16 protein-coding genes are annotated in these 21,300 nt (G+C 64.1%); 3 read left to right on the plus strand and 13 right to left on the minus strand.

The window, feature by feature from the left end:
- Window positions 1–221 precede the first annotated feature (221 nt).
- A complete protein-coding gene (locus tag QCM77_RS29105) occupies window positions 222–1,652 on the minus strand; it encodes an aldehyde dehydrogenase family protein (protein ID WP_279685903.1) in 1,431 nt (476 codons plus the stop codon).
- Window positions 1,653–1,941: 289 nt separating this feature from the next.
- Window positions 1,942–4,305 (minus strand): thiamine pyrophosphate-binding protein, encoded by a 2,364-nt coding sequence (locus QCM77_RS29110; protein WP_279685904.1) that lies wholly within the window; start codon window positions 4,303–4,305, stop codon window positions 1,942–1,944.
- 133 nt (window positions 4,306–4,438) lie between these two features.
- Between QCM77_RS29110 and QCM77_RS29115 the strand changes: the two genes are divergently transcribed.
- The gene (locus tag QCM77_RS29115) at window positions 4,439–4,900 is read left to right on the plus strand and encodes an Lrp/AsnC family transcriptional regulator (protein WP_074122330.1); all 462 of its coding nucleotides are present in this window, start codon (window positions 4,439–4,441) and stop codon (window positions 4,898–4,900) included.
- Window positions 4,901–4,989: 89 nt separating this feature from the next.
- Window positions 4,990–5,910, plus strand: coding sequence for a polyphosphate kinase 2 (ppk2, locus tag QCM77_RS29120; protein ID WP_279685907.1), 921 nt, complete (start codon window positions 4,990–4,992; stop codon window positions 5,908–5,910).
- A 169-nt stretch (window positions 5,911–6,079) separates the two neighbouring features.
- On the opposite strand, the gene QCM77_RS29125 is transcribed toward ppk2, so the two are convergent.
- The 11 genes from QCM77_RS29125 to QCM77_RS29175 form a co-directional block, all read right to left on the minus strand.
- Window positions 6,080–7,159, minus strand: a complete 1,080-nt coding sequence (locus tag QCM77_RS29125) for a zinc-binding dehydrogenase (protein WP_279685909.1) — start codon at window positions 7,157–7,159, stop codon at window positions 6,080–6,082.
- Between the two features lie 60 nt (window positions 7,160–7,219).
- Complete coding sequence (locus QCM77_RS29130; RefSeq protein WP_279667151.1) at window positions 7,220–8,161, minus strand: DMT family transporter; 942 nt, start codon at window positions 8,159–8,161, stop codon at window positions 7,220–7,222.
- 186 nt (window positions 8,162–8,347) lie between these two features.
- On the minus strand, window positions 8,348–9,187 hold the full coding sequence (locus tag QCM77_RS29135) for an aldo/keto reductase (protein ID WP_279667097.1): 840 nt from the start codon (window positions 9,185–9,187) through the stop codon (window positions 8,348–8,350).
- A gap of 46 nt (window positions 9,188–9,233) precedes the next feature.
- Window positions 9,234–10,136, minus strand: a complete 903-nt coding sequence (locus QCM77_RS29140; protein ID WP_279667152.1) for an SMP-30/gluconolactonase/LRE family protein — start codon at window positions 10,134–10,136, stop codon at window positions 9,234–9,236.
- Between the two features lie 263 nt (window positions 10,137–10,399).
- A complete protein-coding gene (locus QCM77_RS29145; protein WP_279667098.1) occupies window positions 10,400–13,105 on the minus strand; it encodes a nitrate reductase in 2,706 nt (901 codons plus the stop codon).
- Window position 13,106: 1 nt separating this feature from the next.
- Window positions 13,107–14,324: an NAD(P)/FAD-dependent oxidoreductase gene (locus QCM77_RS29150; RefSeq protein ID WP_279667099.1), complete on the minus strand. Its 1,218-nt coding sequence runs from the start codon at window positions 14,322–14,324 to the stop codon at window positions 13,107–13,109.
- Between the two features lie 10 nt (window positions 14,325–14,334).
- Window positions 14,335–14,763, minus strand: coding sequence for a globin family protein (locus tag QCM77_RS29155; RefSeq protein WP_279667100.1), 429 nt, complete (start codon window positions 14,761–14,763; stop codon window positions 14,335–14,337).
- 174 nt (window positions 14,764–14,937) lie between these two features.
- Entirely contained in the window at window positions 14,938–16,329 is a 1,392-nt protein-coding gene (locus QCM77_RS29160) for an MFS transporter (RefSeq protein WP_279685910.1), read from the minus strand.
- Between the two features lie 335 nt (window positions 16,330–16,664).
- Entirely contained in the window at window positions 16,665–17,459 is a 795-nt protein-coding gene (locus tag QCM77_RS29165) for an ABC transporter ATP-binding protein (RefSeq protein WP_211397035.1), read from the minus strand.
- Window positions 17,460–17,470: 11 nt separating this feature from the next.
- Window positions 17,471–18,367, minus strand: coding sequence for a nitrate ABC transporter permease (gene ntrB / locus QCM77_RS29170; RefSeq protein ID WP_279667105.1), 897 nt, complete (start codon window positions 18,365–18,367; stop codon window positions 17,471–17,473).
- A gap of 60 nt (window positions 18,368–18,427) precedes the next feature.
- Window positions 18,428–19,750, minus strand: a complete 1,323-nt coding sequence (locus QCM77_RS29175; RefSeq protein WP_279685912.1) for a CmpA/NrtA family ABC transporter substrate-binding protein — start codon at window positions 19,748–19,750, stop codon at window positions 18,428–18,430.
- 672 nt (window positions 19,751–20,422) lie between these two features.
- Here QCM77_RS29175 and QCM77_RS29180 point away from each other — a divergent pair.
- The gene (locus QCM77_RS29180; RefSeq protein ID WP_279667109.1) at window positions 20,423–21,262 is read left to right on the plus strand and encodes a formate/nitrite transporter family protein; all 840 of its coding nucleotides are present in this window, start codon (window positions 20,423–20,425) and stop codon (window positions 21,260–21,262) included.
- Window positions 21,263–21,300: the final 38 nt, after the last annotated feature.

The following is a 21,300-nucleotide window of genomic DNA, read 5'->3' on the forward strand; positions in this document are numbered from 1 at the left end:
TCCGTTACACCATCAATGTGAGGGACGACCGCCAACCTTCCAGCCAAGCCGCGCGACGCGCGCCATCACATAGCGCCGTAGCTAGCGCGGCTTGGCTGATGAGGCGGGCCCGTTACCCCATCTACGATTCTTCGCACCATTGCGAGCGTTGCAATGACGAAACAAAAAAACGCCGGAGCGGTTTCCCGCTCCGGCGTCATGTTCGTTTCAGGCGACGAGGCTTACGCCGCGTTGAAGCCGGCGACGGCCTTCACCTCGAGGAAGTCCTCGAGGCCGTACTTGCCCCACTCGCGGCCGTTGCCCGACTGCTTGTAGCCGCCGAACGGCGCGCTGCGGTCGTTGGGCACGCCCTGGAGGTTGACGTTGCCGGCGCGGATCTGGCGGCCGACCCGCTTGGCGTTCTCGACCGTGTCGGCCGTAACATAGCCGGCGAGCCCATAGGGCGTGTCGTTGGCGATGTGCACGGCCTCGGCTTCGTCTTTGGCACCGATGATGGTGAGCACCGGCCCAAAGATTTCTTCGCGGGCGATCGTCATGTCGGGGGTGACGTCGGCGAAGATGGTCGGGCGGACATAGAAGCCCTTGTTGACGCCCTCGGGCAGGCCGGGGCCGCCGGACACGAGCGTTGCGCCCTCGTCGATGCCCTTCTTGATCAGCCCCTGGATCTTGTCCCACTGGCCGCGGTTGACCACGGGGCCGATGGTGGTGCCTTCGGCGCGCGGATCGCCGGCCTTGGTCTTGTCGGCCACAGCCTTCGCGATCGCGGCGACTTCCTTCATCTTCGACAGCGGCACGATCATGCGCGAGGGCGCGTTGCAGGACTGGCCGGAGTTGTTGAACATGTGCATCACGCCACCGGTCACCGCCTTCTGCAGGTCGGCGCCTTCGAGGATGACGTTCGGCGACTTGCCGCCGAGCTCCTGGCTGACGCGCTTCACGGTCGGGGCTGCGCGCTTGGCAACGTCGATGCCGGCGCGGGTCGAGCCGGTGAACGAGATCATGTCGATATCGGGGTGCTCGCTCATGGCGGCGCCGACCTCGGGGCCGAGGCCGTTGACAAGGTTGAACACGCCCTTCGGCACGCCGGCTTCATGCAGGATCTCGGCGAAGATCAGCGCCGAGGTCGGGGTGAACTCCGACGGCTTCAGGATCATGGTGCAGCCGGCGGCGAGCGCGGGCGCGACCTTGCAGGCGATCTGGTTGAGCGGCCAGTTCCAGGGCGTGATCATGCCGACCACGCCGACCGGCTCGCGCAGCACCATGGCGGTGCCGACCGGTTCCTCGAAATGATAGTTCTTGAGCACGTCGAGCGTGGTCATGAGGTGGCCGAGGCCGGCGCCGGCCTGGAGCTTCTCCGCCATCGGCAGCGGCGCACCCATCTCGTCGGAGACGGCGGCGCCGATCTCCTTGAGCCGGCCCTTGTAGATCTCGATGACTTTGGTGAGCAGCGCGACGCGCTCGTCACGGCTGGTCTGGGAGAATGTCACGAACGCGCGCTTGGCGGCGGCGACGGCCTTGTCGACGTCGGCCTTGGAGCCCAGCGCAATCTCGTACATCGCCTCTTCCGTCGCCGGATTGACCACGGCAGTGGACTTCTTGACGGCGGGATCGACCCAGGCGCCGTCGATGTAGAATTGCATGCGATTGACCATTGTGAACCTCTTCTTGGGGCTTGGAGGGGGCGTTTCGGCAGGCATCCTTGCACGAAAGCGCCAGCAATTGAACCCGCCATATGCGGGGCCAGCGTTGCGGCGAACGGGCGGAATATGGGGCGGGCCTTCACCCGAGGCAAGCGCCATGGGTCCCGGCTCAGCGTCGCGTCATTTCATGCCGCGCCGCGTCCGGGACACGAGATTTTACCGAGCCGAACCACTCTCGTGCCCCGGACGCAGCGCAGCGCTACTTCAGCGATGCGCTGCAGAGCCGGGCCCACGCGAGCGATTACACCGCCATCTTCCGATGCAGCACCGGCGCGCCGGTGGTGAGGCTTTCGGCCGCATCGATGATGGCGTTGGCGTCGATGCCGTGGTGGCGGTAGAGGTCGGAGATCGTACCGGTCTGGCCGAACTGCTCGACGCCGAGCGCCTCGAGGCGATGGCCGCGGACGCTGCCGAGCCAGCCAAGCGCCGCCGGATGGCCGTCGATCACGGTCACCATGCCGCAGTCGCGCGGCAGCGGCGCGAGCAGTTTTTCGATGTGGCTGAGATGCTGCACGCCTCTCCGATCACGGCGCAATTTCCGTGCGGCGGTCCAACCTGCATGGAGACGATCCGCCGAGGTGATCGCGAGCAGGCCGATGTCGCGGCGGCTCTCGCCGATGAAGCCGGTCGCCTCGATCGCTTCCGGCGCGACCGCGCCGGTATAGGCGATCACGACTTCGGCATTGGGGCCCGGCTTGCGCAGCCAATAGGCGCCGTCGGTGATGCCCTGTGCAAGCTCCGGCGTCATGATCCGCTGCGCCTGCTCGATGCTGCGCGTCGAGAGCCGCAAATAGATCGAGCCGCCCTCGCCCGGATCGCGCTGCATGTGGTTGAAGCCGAAAGCCATGATCACGGCGAGCTCGTCGACGAAGGCCGGCTCGAACGAGGCAAGGCCGTCCTGCGCCATGCCGATCAAAGGCGTTGCGATCGATTGATGCGCGCCGCCTTCGGGCGCGAGCGTGATGCCCGACGGCGTTGCCGCCACCATGAAGCGGGCGTCCTGGTAGCAGGCATAGTTCAGCGCATCGAGCCCGCGCTCGATGAAGGGATCGTAGAGCGTGCCGACCGGCAGCAGCCGCTCGCCGTTGATCTGGTGCGACAGGCCGAGCGCCGAAAGCATGATGAACAGATTCATCTCGGCGATGCCGAGTTCGAGATGCTGGCCTTTTGGCGAAAAGTCCCAGTTGAACGTGGAGGGAATTTTCTCGCTGCGGAATAAGTCCGCCTTCTCGCCGCGCGCGAACAGTCCGCGCCGGTTTACCCACGGACCGAGATTGGTCGAGACGGTGACGTCGGGCGATGTCGTGACGATGCGTCTTGCCAGCTCGCCGTCGCTGCGCGCGATCTCGTTCAGCACCAGACCAAAGCCCTGCTGGGTCGACATCTGCGGCGACGGCTTGAAGGCGAGCTGCGAGGGCACCTCGATAACAGGCGCAGTGAGCCGGCGGCCGTCCTGGTTGAAGGGCACGCGCGCGAGGAAGGCGTCGAGCTCGGCGGCGTCTTGCGCGAGACCCTCGTATCTGTCCCATTCGTGCCCAGGCCGGATGTTCTGGCTCTCGCGATATTTCTCCATCTGCGCGACCGTCATCAGGCCGGCGTGATTGTCTTTGTGGCCCTGGAACGGCAGGCCAACGCCCTTGATGGTGTAGGCGATGAAGCAGACCGGGCGATCGTGATCGATCTGTTCGAACGCCTCCAGCATGCTCGCCATGTCATGGCCGCCGAGGTTCGACATCAGCGCAAGCAGTTCGTCGTCGCTGCGCTTGTCGATCAGTTGCGTGATAGGTCCCTGATCGCCAATTTCATCATGCAAATGCTTGCGGAACGCCGCGCCGCCCTGAAAACACAGTGCGGCGTAGAGCGCGTTCGGGCAATTGTCGATCCAGCGCTTCAACGCCTCGCCGCCGGGCTCGGCAAAGGCCTCGCGCATCAGGCGGCCGTATTTCACGATCACCACGTCCCAGCCGAAATTGCGGAACATGGTCTCGAACTTTTCCCAGAGGCCTTCGCGGACGACGGCATCGAGCGACTGGCGGTTATAATCGACCACCCACCAGGTGTTGCGCAGGCCGTGCTTCCAGCCTTCGGCGAGCGCCTCGAAAATGTTGCCCTCGTCCATCTCGGCATCGCCGACCAGGGCAATCATCCGCCCTTCGCGGCGATCCTTCATCCAGCCATGCGCCTTGACGTAGTCCTGCACCAGCGAGGCGAACAGCGTCTGCGCGACGCCGAGGCCGACCGAGCCGGTGGAGAAATCGACGTCGTCGACGTCCTTGGTGCGGGAGGGATAGGACTGCGCGCCCTTGAAGCCGCGGAAATTCTCCAGCTTCTCGCGGGTCTGCCGGCCGAACAGGTACTGGATGGCGTGGAACACCGGGCTCGCATGCGGCTTCACCGCGACGCGATCCTCGGGCCGCAACACATAAAAATACAGCGCCGACATGATGGTGGCGAGCGAAGCCGACGAGGCCTGGTGGCCGCCGACCTTCAGGCCGTCCGAGCTGGTGCGGATGTGGTTGGCGTGATGGATCGTCCATGACGACAGCCACAGCGCCTTGCGGGCCAGCGCGGTCAATGTGTCGAGACGGGCGGTATCAACGGGCATGGCAATGCTCCCGGAAACAAGGCCTCGATCATACCCCTGCCGGCTGCGCCAAATTTCTCAATTTTTCGCGCCATACCCGCGGATATTGGGATACTTTACCAATGGATCGCCAACAAACAGGGGTTTTATCCCAATGCCAGAGCTCGACGCCATCGACCGAAAAATCCTCGCACTGCTCCAGACCGACAGCCGGCTGACCATGCAGGAACTCGCCGACAAGGTCGGGCTGTCGGTCTCGCCCTGCCATCGCCGGGTCAAACTCTTGGAGGAGCGCGGCGTCATCTCGCGCTACATCGCGACCGTCGACCAGAAGGCGTTAGGGCTGCATGTCAGCGTCTTCATCTCGATCAAGCTGGCGCGGCAGAAGGAGGAGGATCTCAACCGCTTCGCGCGCGCGATCTCGAAATGGGACGAGGTGCTGGAGTGCTATCTGATGACCGGCAACCGCGACTATCTGCTGCGCGTGGTCGCCGCCGATCTCGCCTCCTACGAAACCTTCCTGAAGACCAAGCTGACCCGGCTCGACGGCATCGCTTCGATCGAGTCCAGTTTTGCGCTCAGCCAGGTGAAATATTCGATCGCGCTGCCGGTGTGACGGCTGACCCGGCCGCCGCTGTCACATGGCCGCAATAAACCCCGCCGATGGTCACGGGCGACAGGCACCCCCGCCGAAAAGAGAGCCCCATGACCGCATCCGACCGCACCCCTGAAATGGCCAAACGCGAGCGCATCATCCGAGAAATGACCGACGATCTCGACGAAGAGCTGGAGATGGAGCTGGATGACAGCAGGCTCGACGAGCTGCTGGACGAGACCGACACGCTCCGCCCGACGGTCGATCGGAGGCTCTATTTCCGGGAGTTGCTGCGGCTCCAGGGCGAGCTGGTCAAGCTGCAGGACTGGGTGCAGAGCGAAAAGAAGAAGGTCGTGGTGCTGTTCGAGGGCCGCGATTCCGCCGGCAAGGGCGGCGTCATCAAGCGCATCACCCAGCGCCTCAATCCCCGCATCTGCCGCGTCGCGGCGCTCCCCGCCCCGAGCGAGCGCGAGCGCACGCAATGGTATTTCCAGCGCTACGTCGCGCATTTGCCGGCCGGCGGCGAGATGGTGCTGTTCGATCGCAGCTGGTACAACCGCGCCGGCGTCGAGCGCGTGATGGGCTTCTGCACCGATGAGCAGTACCAGGAATTCTTCCAGTCGGTGCCCGAATTCGAGCGGATGCTGATCCGCTCGGGCACCATCCTGATCAAATACTGGTTCTCGATCACGGACGACACGCAGCAGTTCCGCTTTACCATGCGCATCCGGGATCCGCTGAAGCAATGGAAACTGAGCCCGATGGACGTCGAGGCCCGCAGCCGCTGGGAAGCGTATACCAAGGCCAAGGAGACGATGCTGGAGCACACGCATCTGCCGGATTCGCCGTGGTGGATCGTCGATGCCGTCGACAAGAAGCGCGCACGGCTCAACTGCATCTCGCATCTTCTGAGCCAGATGCCCTACCAGGAAGTCGAGCGCGCGCCGGTGGTGCTGCCGCCGCGCGTCCGCAATCCGGACTATCACCGCGGGCCGATTCCGGCGGAGATGAACGTGCCTTCGAAATATTGACGAAGGGGTGCCGAAATGGGCGTGCTCGGCCTGCATGGTTCGAGACGCCCGCATTGCGGGCTCCTCACCATGAGGGATTGGCATTTCGTCGCAAATCAAATCCTCATCCTGAGGAGCCCGCAAAGCGGGCGTCTCGAAGGATGGCCACAAGGAGACTCCCGACCAGCGATCATCGCCACGGCTGCACGATGATCTTGGTGTGGGCTTCAGGGTTGGCGAGGTCGGCGAAGGCTTTTGCGACGCCGTCGATGCCGATCTCGGCCGTCACCATCGCTGCGGCATCTACCTGCCCTTCCGCGATCAGGCGCAGTGAGGCCGCGAATTCGTCCGGCGCGTAGCCGAGCACATACTGGACGTTGAGCTCCTTCATGATGCCGAGCATGGGCTCGCTTCTGTCGGTCTCCATGCAGACGCCGACGACGACGACCCTGGCATCGCGCGGCGCGCCCTCGAACACCTGCTGCAACAGACCGGGCACGCCGACGCATTCGAAGATGATCGCGGGCTTCAGCGCGGGCAGCATCGCCTGGAACGGCGGCCGCGCCGCCCTCTCCGCGTCCGACATCTGCGCGTGCTCGGCCCAGGTCGCGTAGGGCTGTGACACCCTAGGATCGACGACGATATCGGCGCCGAGTTTTGCCGCAAGCGCGCGCCGCGCCGGCGAATAGTCGGCGGCGATGATCGGATGCAGGCCCTTGATCCTGAGCGCGGCAATCACCGCGAGCCCGACCGGTCCGCAGCCGATCACGAGCGGCACCTCGCCGCCTCGAATGTTGGCCTTGGCTACAGCATGAACGCCGACCGCGAGCGGTTCGGTAAGGGCGGCATGTTCCGGCGCGAGACCATTGGGCACTTCGAGCAGCAGCCCCTCGCTGAGCAGCATCGCCTCGGCGTAGCCTCCGACATTGTCGTTGGAATAGCCGATGCCTTCGATGCCCTGCGGCGTCACGAGAGCCGGCAGCGAGCAGACGTGTGTGCCGGGCTTGAGCTTGCGCGTTGTGCCGGAACCGTAATCGACGATCTCGCAGCAGAACTCGTGGCCGAACACGACGTCGCGAGCGAGATCCATCGGCTTGCGCCCGGTCTTCCGCGCCATCTCCACCATGCGATGAGCGTGCTGGCGCGCGTGCAAATCGGAGCCGCAGATGCCGCAGGCGAGCGTCTTGACCAGCACCTGGCCGGGGCCCGGCTTCGGCTCGGCCATCCGGTCGACGACAATCTCACCGTTCCTGAAGATCGCAGCGCGCATCCGGCTCCTCCCTTGTTGTTGGAGCCATTGATAGCACGAAGCGGCGTGCGTGATATTGCGTCAGGCGTTCGGCGAACGCTCTTCCAGGATCAGGAGCTGGGCGCGGCGGATGCGCTCGCGATGGGCGATGTAGAGGCCGCTGGCGACGATGAAGGCCGCGCCGGCGATGGTCCAGACGTCGGGCAACTCGCCGAAGATGAAGAAGCCCAAAATGCTGACCCAGAGCAATTGCGTGTAGGAGAACGGCGCAAGCACCGAGGCATCGCCATAGCGATAGGCGAGTACGACGATCCACTGGCCCACTGTGGACGCGACGCCGATCACGATGCCGAGCCCGATCGCGGTCCAACCCGGCGTGACCCAGACGAACGGCACCATCACGGTGAGGATCGCAACACCGGTGAGCGCGGAATAGGCCATCGTGGTGACGACCGCTTCCCGCCCGCTGATCATGCGCGTCAGGATCAGCGCGGCGGCCCAGCAGAACGCCGAGATGATCGGGAAGACCGCGGCGACGTGAAACGCGCTCGAGCCCGGCCGCAGGATAATCAACACGCCCATCAAGCCGATCGCCGTCGCGATCCAGCGGCGCATGCCGACCTTCTCGCTCAGGAAGATGATCGACAGCGCAGTGACGAACAGCGGCGACACGAAGCCAGTGGCGGAGGCTTCCGCGATCGGCAGGAAGCCCAGGCCGGTGATGAAGAATAGCGAGGAGCCAAGCAGTGCGGCACCGCGCATCAGTTGCAAACCGAGCCGCTCGGTATGCATCGCATAGAGCGGCGAGCGCGGCAGCATCACCGGCGTGAACATCAGCGCGAACGTCACGAAGCGGATCCAGGTGATTTCGATCGAAGGCAGGCTCGTCGACAGATATTTCGCGGTGACGTCGGAGCAGCCGAGGAACACTGTCGACAACAGCACCAGCGCAATGCCCTTGAAGGGATGATCGACGCGCGCGGGTGCACGGCGGCCAACGTTCTTCTTCTCGGGCATGGGCACGGAAATACTGTCGAGCCTTGCGGCTGCGGCGGGCGGCGGTGTCACGGCTGGAACCTAGGAAAGGCGAATCGGGAATGGTCGTAAAAAACGATAATTGCGACGCTTTCACAACTTCTGAAAACAGGATGCCGATATGCGCTCACGTCCGCGTGCGTCAAGACTCCATTAATAATAGGCTTTTGTGCACTACAGCATAGGCAGGCCGCGCGGCTTCGGACCGCGCGGAAACGCCGCATCGAGCGCCGCAATCTCGTCTTTCGTCAGCACGAGATCGCCGGCCGCTGCATTTTCGCCGGCATGTTCCGCGGACGACGCCTTCGGAATCGCGAACACCGTAGTTGCACGGGTGAGGAAGCTCAGCGCGACCTGGCGCGGCGTCGCGCGACGCGCCTCCGCGATGCGCGCGAGCACGGAGCCGCCCTTGCTGTTGCTCGTAGGGAAATCGTCGTGGCCGAACGGCGAATAGGCGACCACGGCGACACCATGCTGTTCGCACCACGGGATCACCGCATGCTCGATCGCGCGTTCCCTCAGATGATAGAGCACCTGATTGCAGGCGATGCGGTCTTCGCCGGCAACGTCGAGCATCTCGTCGAGATCATCGGCGTCGAAATTGGATACGCCCCAGGACTTGATCTTGCCGGCCTTCACCAGATCCTCGAACGCGGCGACGGTGTCCTCCGGCGGATACGAGCCGCGCCAATGCAGCAGATAGCAATCGAGCCGATCCGTCTTCAGCCGCTTCAGCGAGCGCTCACAGGCGGTGATGGTTCCGCCGCGCGAGGCGTTGCTCGGCAGCACCTTTGACACCAGGAACACCTCGTCGCGTCGTCCCGTGATCGCATCGGCAATGACGAGCTCGGCATCGCCATACATCTCGGCGGTGTCGATGTGGGTCATGCCGAGATCAAGCCCGCGCTGAAGCGCCGCGATCGCACGCTTGCGATCGCCATGGTCGAGATACCAGGTGCCCTGCCCAATGACGGAGACGTTGGCGCCAGCCTGGCCGAAGGGATTCGATTTCATTGTCTTCTCCGATACCGATCTCTCGCTCAAACAACCACCACTGAGCTCAAGAGTTCAGTCCGCTGATATCCGCGACCAGCACGCTGCCCGTCGCCGATTCCGTAATGTAGAGACGATCCCTGCTTGCGCCACCGATCGCGACATTGGTGCAGTTCGGCCCCGCACACGACTTCATCCGCGCGATCAGCTCGCCGTTCGGCGCGAACACGAAGACATAGCCGAGCGAAGCGTGACCGACGAACAGGCGGCCCTTGGCATCCATGGTCATGCCGTCGGGCCCGCTGGTGCCGAACAGCGAGCAGAAGCGGCCGACCTTCGACACGCTGCCGTCCTGCATGAACGGCAGCCGCCACACTGCGTTGTCGCGCGTCATCGCGACGAACAGCACGGTCTCGGTTGGATCGAGCACCAGGCCATTCGGACTAATACCGGTGTCGATCAGGCAATCGAGCCGGCCGTTCGGCGTCAGGCGAAAAACACGACCGCTCGGATCGTGCAGGCCGGTCTGACCCTGATCGGTGAAATAGATGTCGCCGTTCGAGGCGAGATGCAGGTCATTGCAGCCGCGGAACGATTCCGAATTGCGCGCAGTCAGCACAGGCTTGATGCGGCCAGCCTTGGCGTCGAACTCCATGATGCCGTGCCTGTAGTCGGCGACCAGGATGCGGCCGTCGGCCGCGATCTTCAGCCCGTTCGGCCACCCCTCATATTCGATCGCCAGCGACCACTCGCCATCAGGCGCGATGCGGAAGATGCGGCCGAAGGGAATGTCGACGATGTAGAGATTGCCGTCCTTGTCGAACGACGGCCCTTCGATGAAGCTATCGGTCGGCACACCCGGCCGGTTGGCATCGGCCCAATCCGTCCGCACGCCCTTGCGGCGGAATTTGTCGGGCATCGCGGAAAAGAGCTTGGTCTCGATCGGGCGCGGCGGCGTTTCCAGGTACATCATGGTTGTTTTTGTTGTTGTTGATGGGAGAGCGCGGCAACATAGGGCACAATCGCGGGGACGTCGATTGGTGCGGGCGGCATAGCTGCGTACCAGCCCATACCGCACTCGTGTCCCGGACGCGCTGCAACGCCCTTTGCGTTGCTGCGCAGAGCCGGGACCCAGAAAAGCCACAACAAACGTTTGCCAGGTGGGCCCCGGCTCTGCTGCGCACCACTCCGTGCTGCGCAGCGTCCGGGGCACGAGACCCTCTCTTAAAACCCCTACCCCGCCGCGCCGGCGAGCTTGGCCTGCTTCGCCGGCGCCACCTCGGTCGTAGCTATCAGCCGCTTCAGCTCGGGGATGCAGGATCCGCAATTGGTGCCGGCCTTGAGCTTTGCGCCGATCTCGGCGGCCGTGCGCGCACCTGCGGCGATGGTGTCGCAGATGGTGCCGCGGCCGACGCCGAAGCAGGCGCAGACGACAGGGCCGGTCGAGGCGGCACCTTCGCTGGACTTTCCGGAGAGCAGCATGCGGCGCTGGTCGTCGGTGACATGGTCGGCCACGAACAGGCTCTTCACCACCTCCCAGTCGCCGGCATCATGCGCTGGGCCGACGAACAAGCAGGTTTCGATGCGGTCGCCCGCGAACGACGCGGCGCGGTAGACGCCGCCACCAAAGTCGCGATAGTCGGCGACGTCCTCGCCCGCGACGCTCTCGAGCCAGGCCGGCCAGCGCGACAGATCCGCATTGTCGGCGAAGAGATAGCCGAAGCCGCCGGCGACCGTAACACGGGTCCACATCAGGTTCGACGGCAGATCGAGCCGTTGTCGCGAGAGCGCAAACCCACGAAAGACGTATTCATACGGCACGATCGCGGCCGGTGTTGCCTTCGACTCCGGCTGCCCGGAGAACGGATCGGTGAACGGTGCGACCAGCGCACCGACGCGGCCGTGCGAGGCATTCATCGCGCTCCAGTGGATCGGCGCGAACAGCGTGCCGCGCTGCTGCCGCTCGCTGACGACCGCCTTCAGGATACACTGGCCGTAGTCGGTGGTGACGCGGGCATAGCCGTCATGGCCGATGTTGTATTTGTTGGCGTCATCGGGATGGACCTCGACGAACGGCTCGGGCAGATGCGCGCCGAGCCGCTGGCTGAGCCCCGTGCGCGTCATGGTGTGCCACTGGTCGCGGATGCGCCCGGTGTTGAGGCGCAGGGGCCGCGACGGTCCGGTCTCGCCACGCAGCGCCGGCACTTCCGGGGCAACGAAACGGCCCTTGCCGTCATTGGTGAAGAAGCCGCCCTGCGCGAAGAACCGTTCGCCGGGCGCCTCGCCTTCGCGCGCGGGCCACTGCACGGGCTTCAAGGCGTCGAAGGCCTCGTCGGACAGCGAGGTCAGCGCGCCGATGTCGAAGTCGCGGCTGCCATCGTTCTCGAACGCCGAGAGCGCGGCGTGCTCGCGAAAGATGTCGGCGGCCGATTTGTAGTTGAAGCTGTCGCCGAAGCCGAGACGCTTGGCGGTCTCGCTGAGGATCCACCAATCCGGCCGCGCCTCGCCCGGCGCCGGCAGGAACGAGCGCTGGCGCGAGATGCGGCGCTCGGAGTTGGTCACGGTGCCCGACTTCTCGCCCCAGGCGAGCGCGGGCAGAAGTACGTGCGGGCCGGCATCGACCGTGTCGTTGGAAAGCACGTTCTCGGAGACGACGAACAATTCGAGCTTCTTCAGCGCCTCGCGCACGAAATCCGCGTCGGGCAGCGACACCGCCGGATTGGTGCCCATCACCCACAGCGCCTTGACCTCGCCGCGGTTGATCGCTTCGAATAGCTGCACCGCCTTCAACCCCTCATGGGTGGCGATGCGCGGCGCCTTCCAGAACCGCCGCACGCAGTCGATGTCCGGCGGCGTGAAGTTCATATGCGCGGCGAGCTGGTTGGCGAGGCCGCCGACCTCGCGGCCACCCATCGCGTTGGGCTGGCCGGTAAGCGAGAACGGTGAGGCCCCTGGCTTGCCGATCCGCCCCGTGGCGAGATGGCAATTCAGGATCGCGTTGACCTTGTCAGTGCCCTGCGCCGACTGGTTGACGCCCTGCGAATACAGCGTGACGACGCGCTCGGTGTCACGGAACATCTTGAAGAAGGCGGCGACGTCCTGCTCGGAGAGGCCGGTCGCCAGTGCGGTCGCGGTGACGCTGCCGGCGATGCTGCGCGCGCGCGCCAATGCGTCGTCAAAGCCGGACGTGTTTTGCGCGATGTAGTCCTGATCCAGGGCACCATTGTCGGCGAGGTGAACGAACAGGCCGGAGAACAGCGCCGTGTCGGTGCCGGGCTTGAGGCCGAGGAACAGATCGACGTCGGTCGCGGTGTCGGTGCGGCGCGGATCGATCACGATCATGCGCGCGCCGCGCTCCTGCCGGTTCTTCAGCATGCGCTGGAACAGCACCGGATGGCACCAGGCGGCATTCGAGCCGACGAACACCAGCAGATCGGCCTGGTCGAGATCCTCGTAGCAGCCGGGCACGGTGTCTGCGCCGAAGGCGCGGCGGTGACCGGCGACCGAGGACGACATGCACAGCCGCGAATTGGTGTCGACATTCGCCGTGCCGACAAAGCCTTTCATCAGCTTGTTGGCGACGTAATAGTCCTCGGTGAGAAGCTGGCCGGAGAGATAGAACGCGACCGCGTCGGCGCCGTCGCGGGCGACGATGTGCTGCATGCGGTGGGCGACGTGGTCAATCGCATCGCTCCAGGCGACGCGTTCGAGCACGCCCTTGCAGCGGATCATCGGATAGAGCAGCCGGCTCTCGAGCCCGACGGTCTCGCCGAGCGCGGAGCCCTTGGAGCACAGCCGGCCGAAATTGGCAGGATGGTCGGAATCGCCCGCGATCGCCGCGCCGCCCTTGCCGTCTGGCGTCGCCAGCACGCCGCAGCCGACGCCGCAATAGGGACAGGTCGTCTTGGTGGCGCGGAGCGTGGGATCGATCGCGGTCATATCAGGCTGCTTTCGAGGGACGCGGGAGCGCGCGGCCGAACATCATGTCGGTGCGGATCGCCGCCACCTTGTCGCCGTTGCGGATCAGTTCGAGATACCAGAGCGCATCGACGGTATCGCCGATCAGCACGGCGCCGGTGAGCCGGCCGTCGGCGATGACGAGCTTCTTGTAGGTGCCGCGCCTGCGATCGGTGAGCACGAGGCTCTCGCTGCCCTCCCCGCCCATGAAATCGCCGGCGGAAAACACGCTGACGCCTGATACCTTCAGATTGGTCGAGACCACGCTGCCCTGATAGACCGCGGGACGGCCGGCGAGATGCCGCGCCAGCACGCGCGCCTGCTCGTAGGCAGGCTCGACGAGGCCGTAGCAGGTGCCGCGATGCTCGGCGCATTCGCCGAGCGCGTAGATATCGGGTGACGCCGTCTGCATCTCGTCGTTGACAACGATGCCGCGGTTGACTGCGATGCCGGCGTCCTTTGCGAGCGCAATGTTGGGCCTGATGCCTGCAGCGAAGATCACGGCGTCGGCCTCGATCCGGCTACCGTCAGCGAGCTCGACCCCTTCGACATGGCTCTCGCCATGGATGCGGACCGTGGAGGCATTGAGCAGGATGCGGATGCCCTTGCGCTCGACCAGCGTCTTGAGCAGGTCGGCCGCCGGCGCATCGAGCTGGCGCTCCATCAGCCGGTCCATCAGATGCAACAGCGTCACGGGCGCTCCGGCCTTGGCGAGGCCGTAAGCCGCTTCAAGTCCGAGCAGGCCGCCGCCGACCACGACGACGCGCTTCTTGGCGGCAGCGAGCGTCAGCAGCAGGTCGACGTCGCGGGTGTCGCGGAAGGTGTGCACGCCGGCGAGATCGGCGCCCGGCACGTTGAGCCGCAGCGGCGTCGAGCCGATGGCGAGCACGAGCTTGGAATATTCCATGCTCTCTTCACCTTCGATCTTGAGCTCGCGGCGGCCGGTGTCGATCTCGGTGACGCGATAGCCGTAGCGCACCGTGACACCGCGATGGCGCCACCAGTCGGCCGGCCGGAGCTCGATCTCGTGCGACCCGGTCTCTCCCGCGAGGACGGAGGAGAGCAGCACGCGGTTGTAAGCGAGCCGCGGCTCTTCGCCGATCACGGCGACCGCGTAGCGGCCGAGCGCGGTCTTGGCGAGTTCGTCGACCAGACGCGCGGCCGCCATACCGTTACCGACGATGACCAGCGGTTCACTCACAAGACATCTCCTATTCGGCAGCCTGCGACTGTGCGCCGTAGGCCTCGGAAATCATGTAGCCGGACAACACGCCGTAGGCGTCAGTCCAGGCGTTGGCGAGTTCGGGCGTCCAGGCTTCGCCAAGGCCCTTTTCCAGGGTCCACAGCAAGGTCGCGCCAACCACGGGATAATGCTCGGCCTTGGCGCCATAGGCGACGTGACGCTTCGCGAGCGCCGAGGCCGCGGGAAGAATCGAGTCCAGGTTCGACAGGCCACCGACAACGGCGGCGAGCATGCCCATCAGCTTCTTGCGCTGCTCGGTCATGTCCTCGGGAAACATCGCGCGCACGGATGGCGCCACCTCGAACAGGCGATCGTAGAACAGCACCGCGGCCTGCGCGGAAATCGGCGCGACCTTGGCAAAGCTCTGTTGGACGAGGGTGATCTGTTCTGGCGTCATGATGTTCTCCTGCCTGTTGGGTTTGCCTTGGTGCGCGCCATTGCGAACCAGGTTCATGGTCAAACTGTCGGGCAATGCTTCTCCCCGCGTACGGAGAGAAGCGAGATTCGTACCAACTCTCTATCTCGAACACGATCTTGCCGGAAAACCGCTACGCACTTTTCCGGATCATGCTCACACGCGCGCTCCGGCGAGGCTTGACGCGCCCTCACCCTGCGGGCTGCGACGCAGATAAAACCACCAGGTCAGCGCGAGACAGGAGGCGTAGAAGCCGAGATAGATCGCGAGCGCGAGCTGCGGCCCTCCGGTCAACGCGATCGACTTGCCGAACCCGGTCGGGATCAGATAGCCGCCGACGGCGCCGACCGCGCCGATGAAGCCAACCGCAGCACCGCTCTCGATGCTCGCCGTCTTCAAGGCGACCGCGCGCTCCGCATCGCCCTTGCCGCGCACCCTGAACAAATTCTGCTCGCGGAAGATCGACGGGATCATGCGGTAGGTCGAGCCGTTGCCGATGCCCGTCGTGACGAACAGGACCAGGAACATCGACAGGAAGCCGATGAAATCCTTATGCCCGACGAAGTAGAGCACGCCGACCGTTGCACCCGCCATCACAATGAAATTCCAGAACGTGATGACCGAGCCGCCGATCTTGTCGGCAAGCCAGCCGCCGAGCGGTCGCGACAGCGAGCCGACCAGCGGCCCCAGGAACGCGATCGCAATCGTGACTTGCGGGAACTGGGTCTTGATCAGCAGCGGAAATGCGGCCGAGTAGCCGATGAAGGAGCCGAACGTGCCGATATAGAGATAGGCCATGATCCAGGTGTGCTTGCGCTTGACCACCGCGAGCTGGTTCTTGATCGACGACTTGGCCGTGGTCAGGTTGTTCATGAAGAACACTGCGCCGAACACCGCGATCGCGATCGGCAGCACCCACATCAGGCCGGCATTCTGGAGGAAGATGCCGTCGACGGGCGTTGCCTGGAACAGGTTGATGACGGCGAGCGTCATCAGGATCGGGGTCAGGAGCTGCACGCTGGAGACGCCGATATTGCCGCCGGCCGCGTTCAAGCCCAGCGCCCACCCCTTCATCCGGTCAGGAAAGAAGAAGGAGATGTTGGTCATGCTGGACGCAAAATTGCCGCCGCCAAGGCCGGCGGTCGAGGCAATCAGCAGCATCAGCCAGAACGGCGTGTCGGGCTGGCTCACGAAATAGGCGAGCGAGAGCGTCGGAATGAACAGGATCGCCGCACTGAAGATGGTCCAGTTGCGACCGCCGAAGGTCGTCACCGCGAAGGTGTAGGGAAAGCGCATCAACGCGCCGATCAGCCCGGGCACCGCGACGAGCTGGAACAGCTGGTCGGTGGTGTAGTGGAAGCCCGCCTGCGGCAGCTTGGTGGTGACGATGCTCCAGATCAGCCAGACCGAGAAGCCGATATGCTCGGCCACGATCGACCAGATCAGGTTGCGTCGCGCGATAGTCTTGCCAGTCGCATTCCAGAACGCCTCATCTTCGGGGCGCCAGTCTGAAATCCAAGTGGAGTTCAGAGTTGGATTCTTCGTCATTGAGTATCCCTTCTAGGCTCACCGCTGCGTCGTTGCAGGCTCAGCCTCCAGGCAAGGAGGCGCGCGCCGAGGCCAAGCCCCGGTGGCGAGTTCACGATGCTGATTGATGATGTTGAGGGACGTCGTCGTTGGCGTCGCAGTTGGCAATTCAATTTCCGTGCCAACTGCGCGCATTCGGGAAATGCAGGGAAATTCAGAGGCTTATTCGAATGGCCCGAAATTTTTGCAGGGCTCCATTCGCACGCAAATTTTGCGATACGCTCAATCCTTGTGCGCCGCACAAGGATTGAGCTTGGTGTCTGTTATTTGTGCGGGCGCTTGTGTGAACGACGCATTTACGCGGCTTCGACGAAGCGATGACGCTCATAGAGGAATTCAAGCACGCGCTGCCGGCACTTCAAGTAAGTGGCATTGGTCGCGAGCTCGAGCCGCTTGCGCGGGCGCGCCAGCGGCACCTCCAGCACCTCGCCGATGCGCGCGCTCGGCCCGTTCGTCATCATGACGATGCGGTCGGACAGCAGCACGGCCTCGTCGACGTCGTGGGTAATCATCAAAATGGTGTTGCCGAGCTTCTGATGCAGCGCCATCACCGAGTCCTGCAAATGCGCGCGGGTCAGCGCGTCGAGCGCGCCGAAAGGCTCGTCGAGCAGCAACACTTTCGGCTCCATCGCGAGCGCGCGGGCAATGCCGACGCGCTGCTTCATGCCGCCGGAGATTTCCGAGGGCCGCTTGTCCTTGGCATGGGCCATCTGCACGAGGTTGAGATTGTGCATCACCCAGGCGTCGCGTTCGGCGCGCTTCTTGGTTTTGGCGAAGACCTTGTCGACGCCGAGCCTGACGTTCTCGTACACGGTCAGCCACGGCAACAGGCTATGGTTCTGGAACACCACCGCGCGATCCGGCCCCGGTGAGTTCACCTCGCGGTTCTCCAGGAGCACGCCACCGGTGGTGGCGACGGTCAGGCCTGCGATGATGTTGAGAAGGGTCGACTTGCCGCAACCGGAATGGCCGATGATCGAGACATATTCACCTTTCTCGATCGTCAGGTTGATATCCTTGAGCACCTCCGTCGAGGCAGCGCCGCGGGTAAAGATCTTGTCGATGTGGTCGAGCTTCAGATAAGCGGTCATGTGCTTCCCCTTTAGTTCAGCGCGGTGCCGCGGGTGACGATCTTGCCGACGCCCGCGATCAGGCGGTCGAGCACGAAGCCGATGATGCCGACATAGAACAGCGCCAGGATGATCTCGCTGATATGCGAGGAGTTCCAGGCGTCCCAGATGAAGAACCCGATGCCGACGCCGCCGATCAGCATTTCCGCGGCCACGATCGCGAGCCACGACAGGCCGATGCCGATGCGAAGCCCCGTGAAGATGTAGGGCGCGGCGGCCGGGATCATGATCTTGGCGAAGAACTCGAGCGGATTGAGCTGCACCACCGCCGCGACGTTGCGGTAATCCTGCGGGATGTTGCGGACGCCGACCGCGGTGTTGATGATGATCGGCCAGATCGAGGTGATGAAGATGACGAAGATCGCCGAGGGCTGGCCGTCGCGGAACGCCGCGAGCGACAGCGGCAGCCAGGCCAGCGGCGGGATGGTGCGCAAGACCTGGAACAGCGGATCGAGCCCTCGCATGGCCCAGACCGACTGGCCGACCAGGACGCCGAGCGCAATGCCGGCGATGGCGGAGAGCGAATAGCCGAGTGCGACGCGCTGGAGACTGGCGGAGAGATGCCAGAACAGACCCTTGTCGATGCCGCCATGATCGAAGAACGGATCGAGGATCAGTTCCTTGGTGTCCTTGAAGACTTTTGACGGCGGCGGCAGCGCCGAGCCGGCGCGACGGCAGACCAGCTCCCACACCAGAAGCAAGAGCGCGATCACGACCAGCGGGGGGATTACGCGCACGGCGGTCTCCCGCGCCATCCGCGCGTATGTCTCGCTCCGCGGCGGCCGCTTCGGTGTCATCGCGACGACCGGCGCGGCCATGCCAGCGGGCCTTGCGGTCTCAATGTCCATCTTCGTGGCAGGCATGTTCATCGCAATATCTCTCCGGCTTCAAAAGACGATGCGGCCGCCCGAAGGCGGCCGCTGGCTCCATCAGACTTCGACGCGCTTGATCGCGAGCGACTTCAGATAGGCGGCCGGATTTTCGGGATCGAACACCTTGCCATCGAAGAAGGTCTCCTTGCCGCGCGAAGGGGAGGCCGGGATGTCGGAGCTTGCGACGCCGAGCGTCTTGGCCGCGTCGCGCCACATGTCTTCGCGGTTGACCTTGGCAATGAGCGCCTTGGTATCGAAATTCACCTCGTACTTGCCCCAGCGGATGTCCTCGGTGAGGAACCAGAGGTCGTGGCTCTGGAAGGGATAGGAGGCGAAGTCGCGCCAATACTTCATGATGTGCGGCGAGTTCTCGACCATCTTGCCGGGAAGGCCATAGTCGAACTTGCCGGCGGTGCGGTCGAGCACGTCTTCGACCGGGCAGTTCATCCACTGCCGCTTGCCCATGATCGCGGCGAGCTCGGGCTTGTTCTCGGCCTTGTCGGACCACTGCTGCGCTTCCATCACCGCCATCAGCAAAGCCTTTGCCGCCTTTGGATATTTGTCGACGAAGGCGGCGCGCATGCCGAAGGATTTTTCCGGGTGCTTGTTCCAGAGCTCGCCGGTCGTGACCGCAGTGTAGCCGATATTCTGGTGGATCAGCTGCAGGTTCCAGGGCTCGCCGACACAGAAGCAGTCCATCGTGCCGACCTTCATGTTGGCCACCATCTGCGCCGGTGGCACCACGATGGTCTCGATGTCCTTGTCCGGATCAATGCCGCCAGCGGCGAGCCAGTAGCGGATCCAGAGGTCATGGGTGCCGCCGGGGAAGGTCATCGCGGCCTTCACGGCCTTGCCCGAGGCCTTCTTCTTCTCCAGCGCCGCCTTGAAGGGCGATGCATCAACGCCGAGCTTCAGGTCGGCATATTCGTTGGCGACGGAGATGCACTGGCTGTCGAGATTGAGCCGCGCCAGGATGTACATCGGGGTCGGCTGGTTGTTCTGCGTCACCTTGCCGGCCGAGATCAGATACGGCATCGGGGTCAGGATATGCGCACCGTCGATGCCGTTGCCTTCGGAGCCGAGCACGAGATTGTCGCGCGTGGTGCCCCAGGAGGCCTGCTTCTGCACGTCGGTGTCGGGCATTCCGTATTTGGCGAATAGGCCCTTGTCCTTGGCGACGAACAAGGGGCCGGCATCGCTCAACGCGATGAAGCCGAGCTTGGCGCCCTTGACCTCGGGGCCGGCGTCCTGCGCGAAGGCGCCGGCTGGGAAATTCAGTTTTGCGGCGGCGAGGAGGGCGGCGGTCGAGCCGGCAGCCTTCAACAATTGACGGCGGCTCAGGCCGGTCGTTTCCGAGGGCCGGCGGGTGCGCTTGGTCATAGGCGGTATCGTCCTTTGCGTCGTTGCAGAATGATTGCGTCAGTGCACACGAGCAGCCCGTCCGTCCGGCGACGCCTGAAGCAGCGCATGCGAACGCGCGACGGGGAGACCCCCGTCTGGTGGCGTCGGCAATTCGGATGAGAAGTCTCGCGGGACGGCTTCAATGGCGTCGGTCCGGAACTATTCAAGCTTCATGCCAAGCCAGCCATCGATAAAATCCCTATATATTCAATTTGTTACGGCTGCCGCGCCAGTCTGTCGCAGGCGCACTGCGCACGCCAAATTCGCGCCCTGCTTATTATTTGTGCGGCGCACAAACAATAAGCAGTCGCCTAAGCAAAGGGCCGCGAAGCTCGCAAAACTCAGAGCTGGGAGAGCGTCATCTATTTGATTTTGCTTGCTTTTTCAAATTCCTCTGTACGGCACGCAACTTGCATCTCCGTCTGGGTCAACGAAGACTGCGGCTTGCCGCACTGATGCAGGCGCTGGCGGCTGCATCCCGGAAGCTCAACTGCTTCGCGGCCCTTCTCGGCTCGGTCGTCGTGACGCGATTCCCAGGCTTCCCAAATCTTTCCAAGCCCTCGTGCGCGGCGAACAGCCCGCACGGCCAATGACGTTCAATCGCTCTCGCAGAAGGGCGAGATCTCTCTAACGAAGCAAAAGGAACCATTGATGTCGTATCTCGCGCCTTCGGAATTCGTCACCAAGATGGTGGATGCAGGCGAATCCAAGATCTTCATGTCCACCCGGGATACCATCATCCGGGCCTACATGGCCGGCGCCATCCTCGCGCTGGCAGCGTGGTTCGCCGTCACGATCAACGTGAACACGGGCCAGCCGCTGGTCGGAGCGCTGCTGTTTCCGGTCGGGTTCGTCATGCTGTACCTGCTGGGCTTCGACCTCTTGACGGGCGTGTTCGTGCTCTCGCCGCTCGCCCTGATCGACAAGCGTCCCGGCGTCACGCTTGGCGGCGTGCTGCGCAACTGGGGTCTCGTCTTCGTCGGCAATTTCGCTGGCGCCTTCACCGTGGCCTTCATGATGGCCTTCGTCACGACATTCGGCTTCACGCAAGACCCCGACAAGGTCGGTGCAGCCATCGGAAACATCGGCGAAGGCCGAACGCTCGGCTATGCCGCGCATGGCGCCGCCGGCATGGCGACGCTGTTCCTGCGCGGAATGCTTTGCAACTGGATGGTCTCGACCGGCGTCGTCGGCGCCATGATCTCGACCTCGGTCTCCGGCAAGGTCATCGCGATGTGGATGCCGATCCTGGTGTTCTTCTACATGGTGTTCGAGCATTCCGTGGTGAACATGTTCCTGTTCCCGTCGGGCCTGATGCTGCACGCGAAATTCTCGATCATGGATTATTTGATCTGGAACGAGATCCCGACCGTGCTCGGCAACCTCGTAGGCGGCCTCGCCTTCACCGGCATGACCCTCTACGCCACGCACGTCATGACCCTGCCGAAGCGCCAGGCCGGCAAGGCCACGCCGCCCCGCGTTGCGGCCTGATCGAATACGTCTCGACAGCGGAGCCTCGCCCGACCAGG

It is taken from the genome of Bradyrhizobium nivariense (assembly GCF_029846695.2).
In the GTDB taxonomy this organism is placed as follows: Bacteria; Pseudomonadota; Alphaproteobacteria; order Rhizobiales; family Xanthobacteraceae; genus Bradyrhizobium.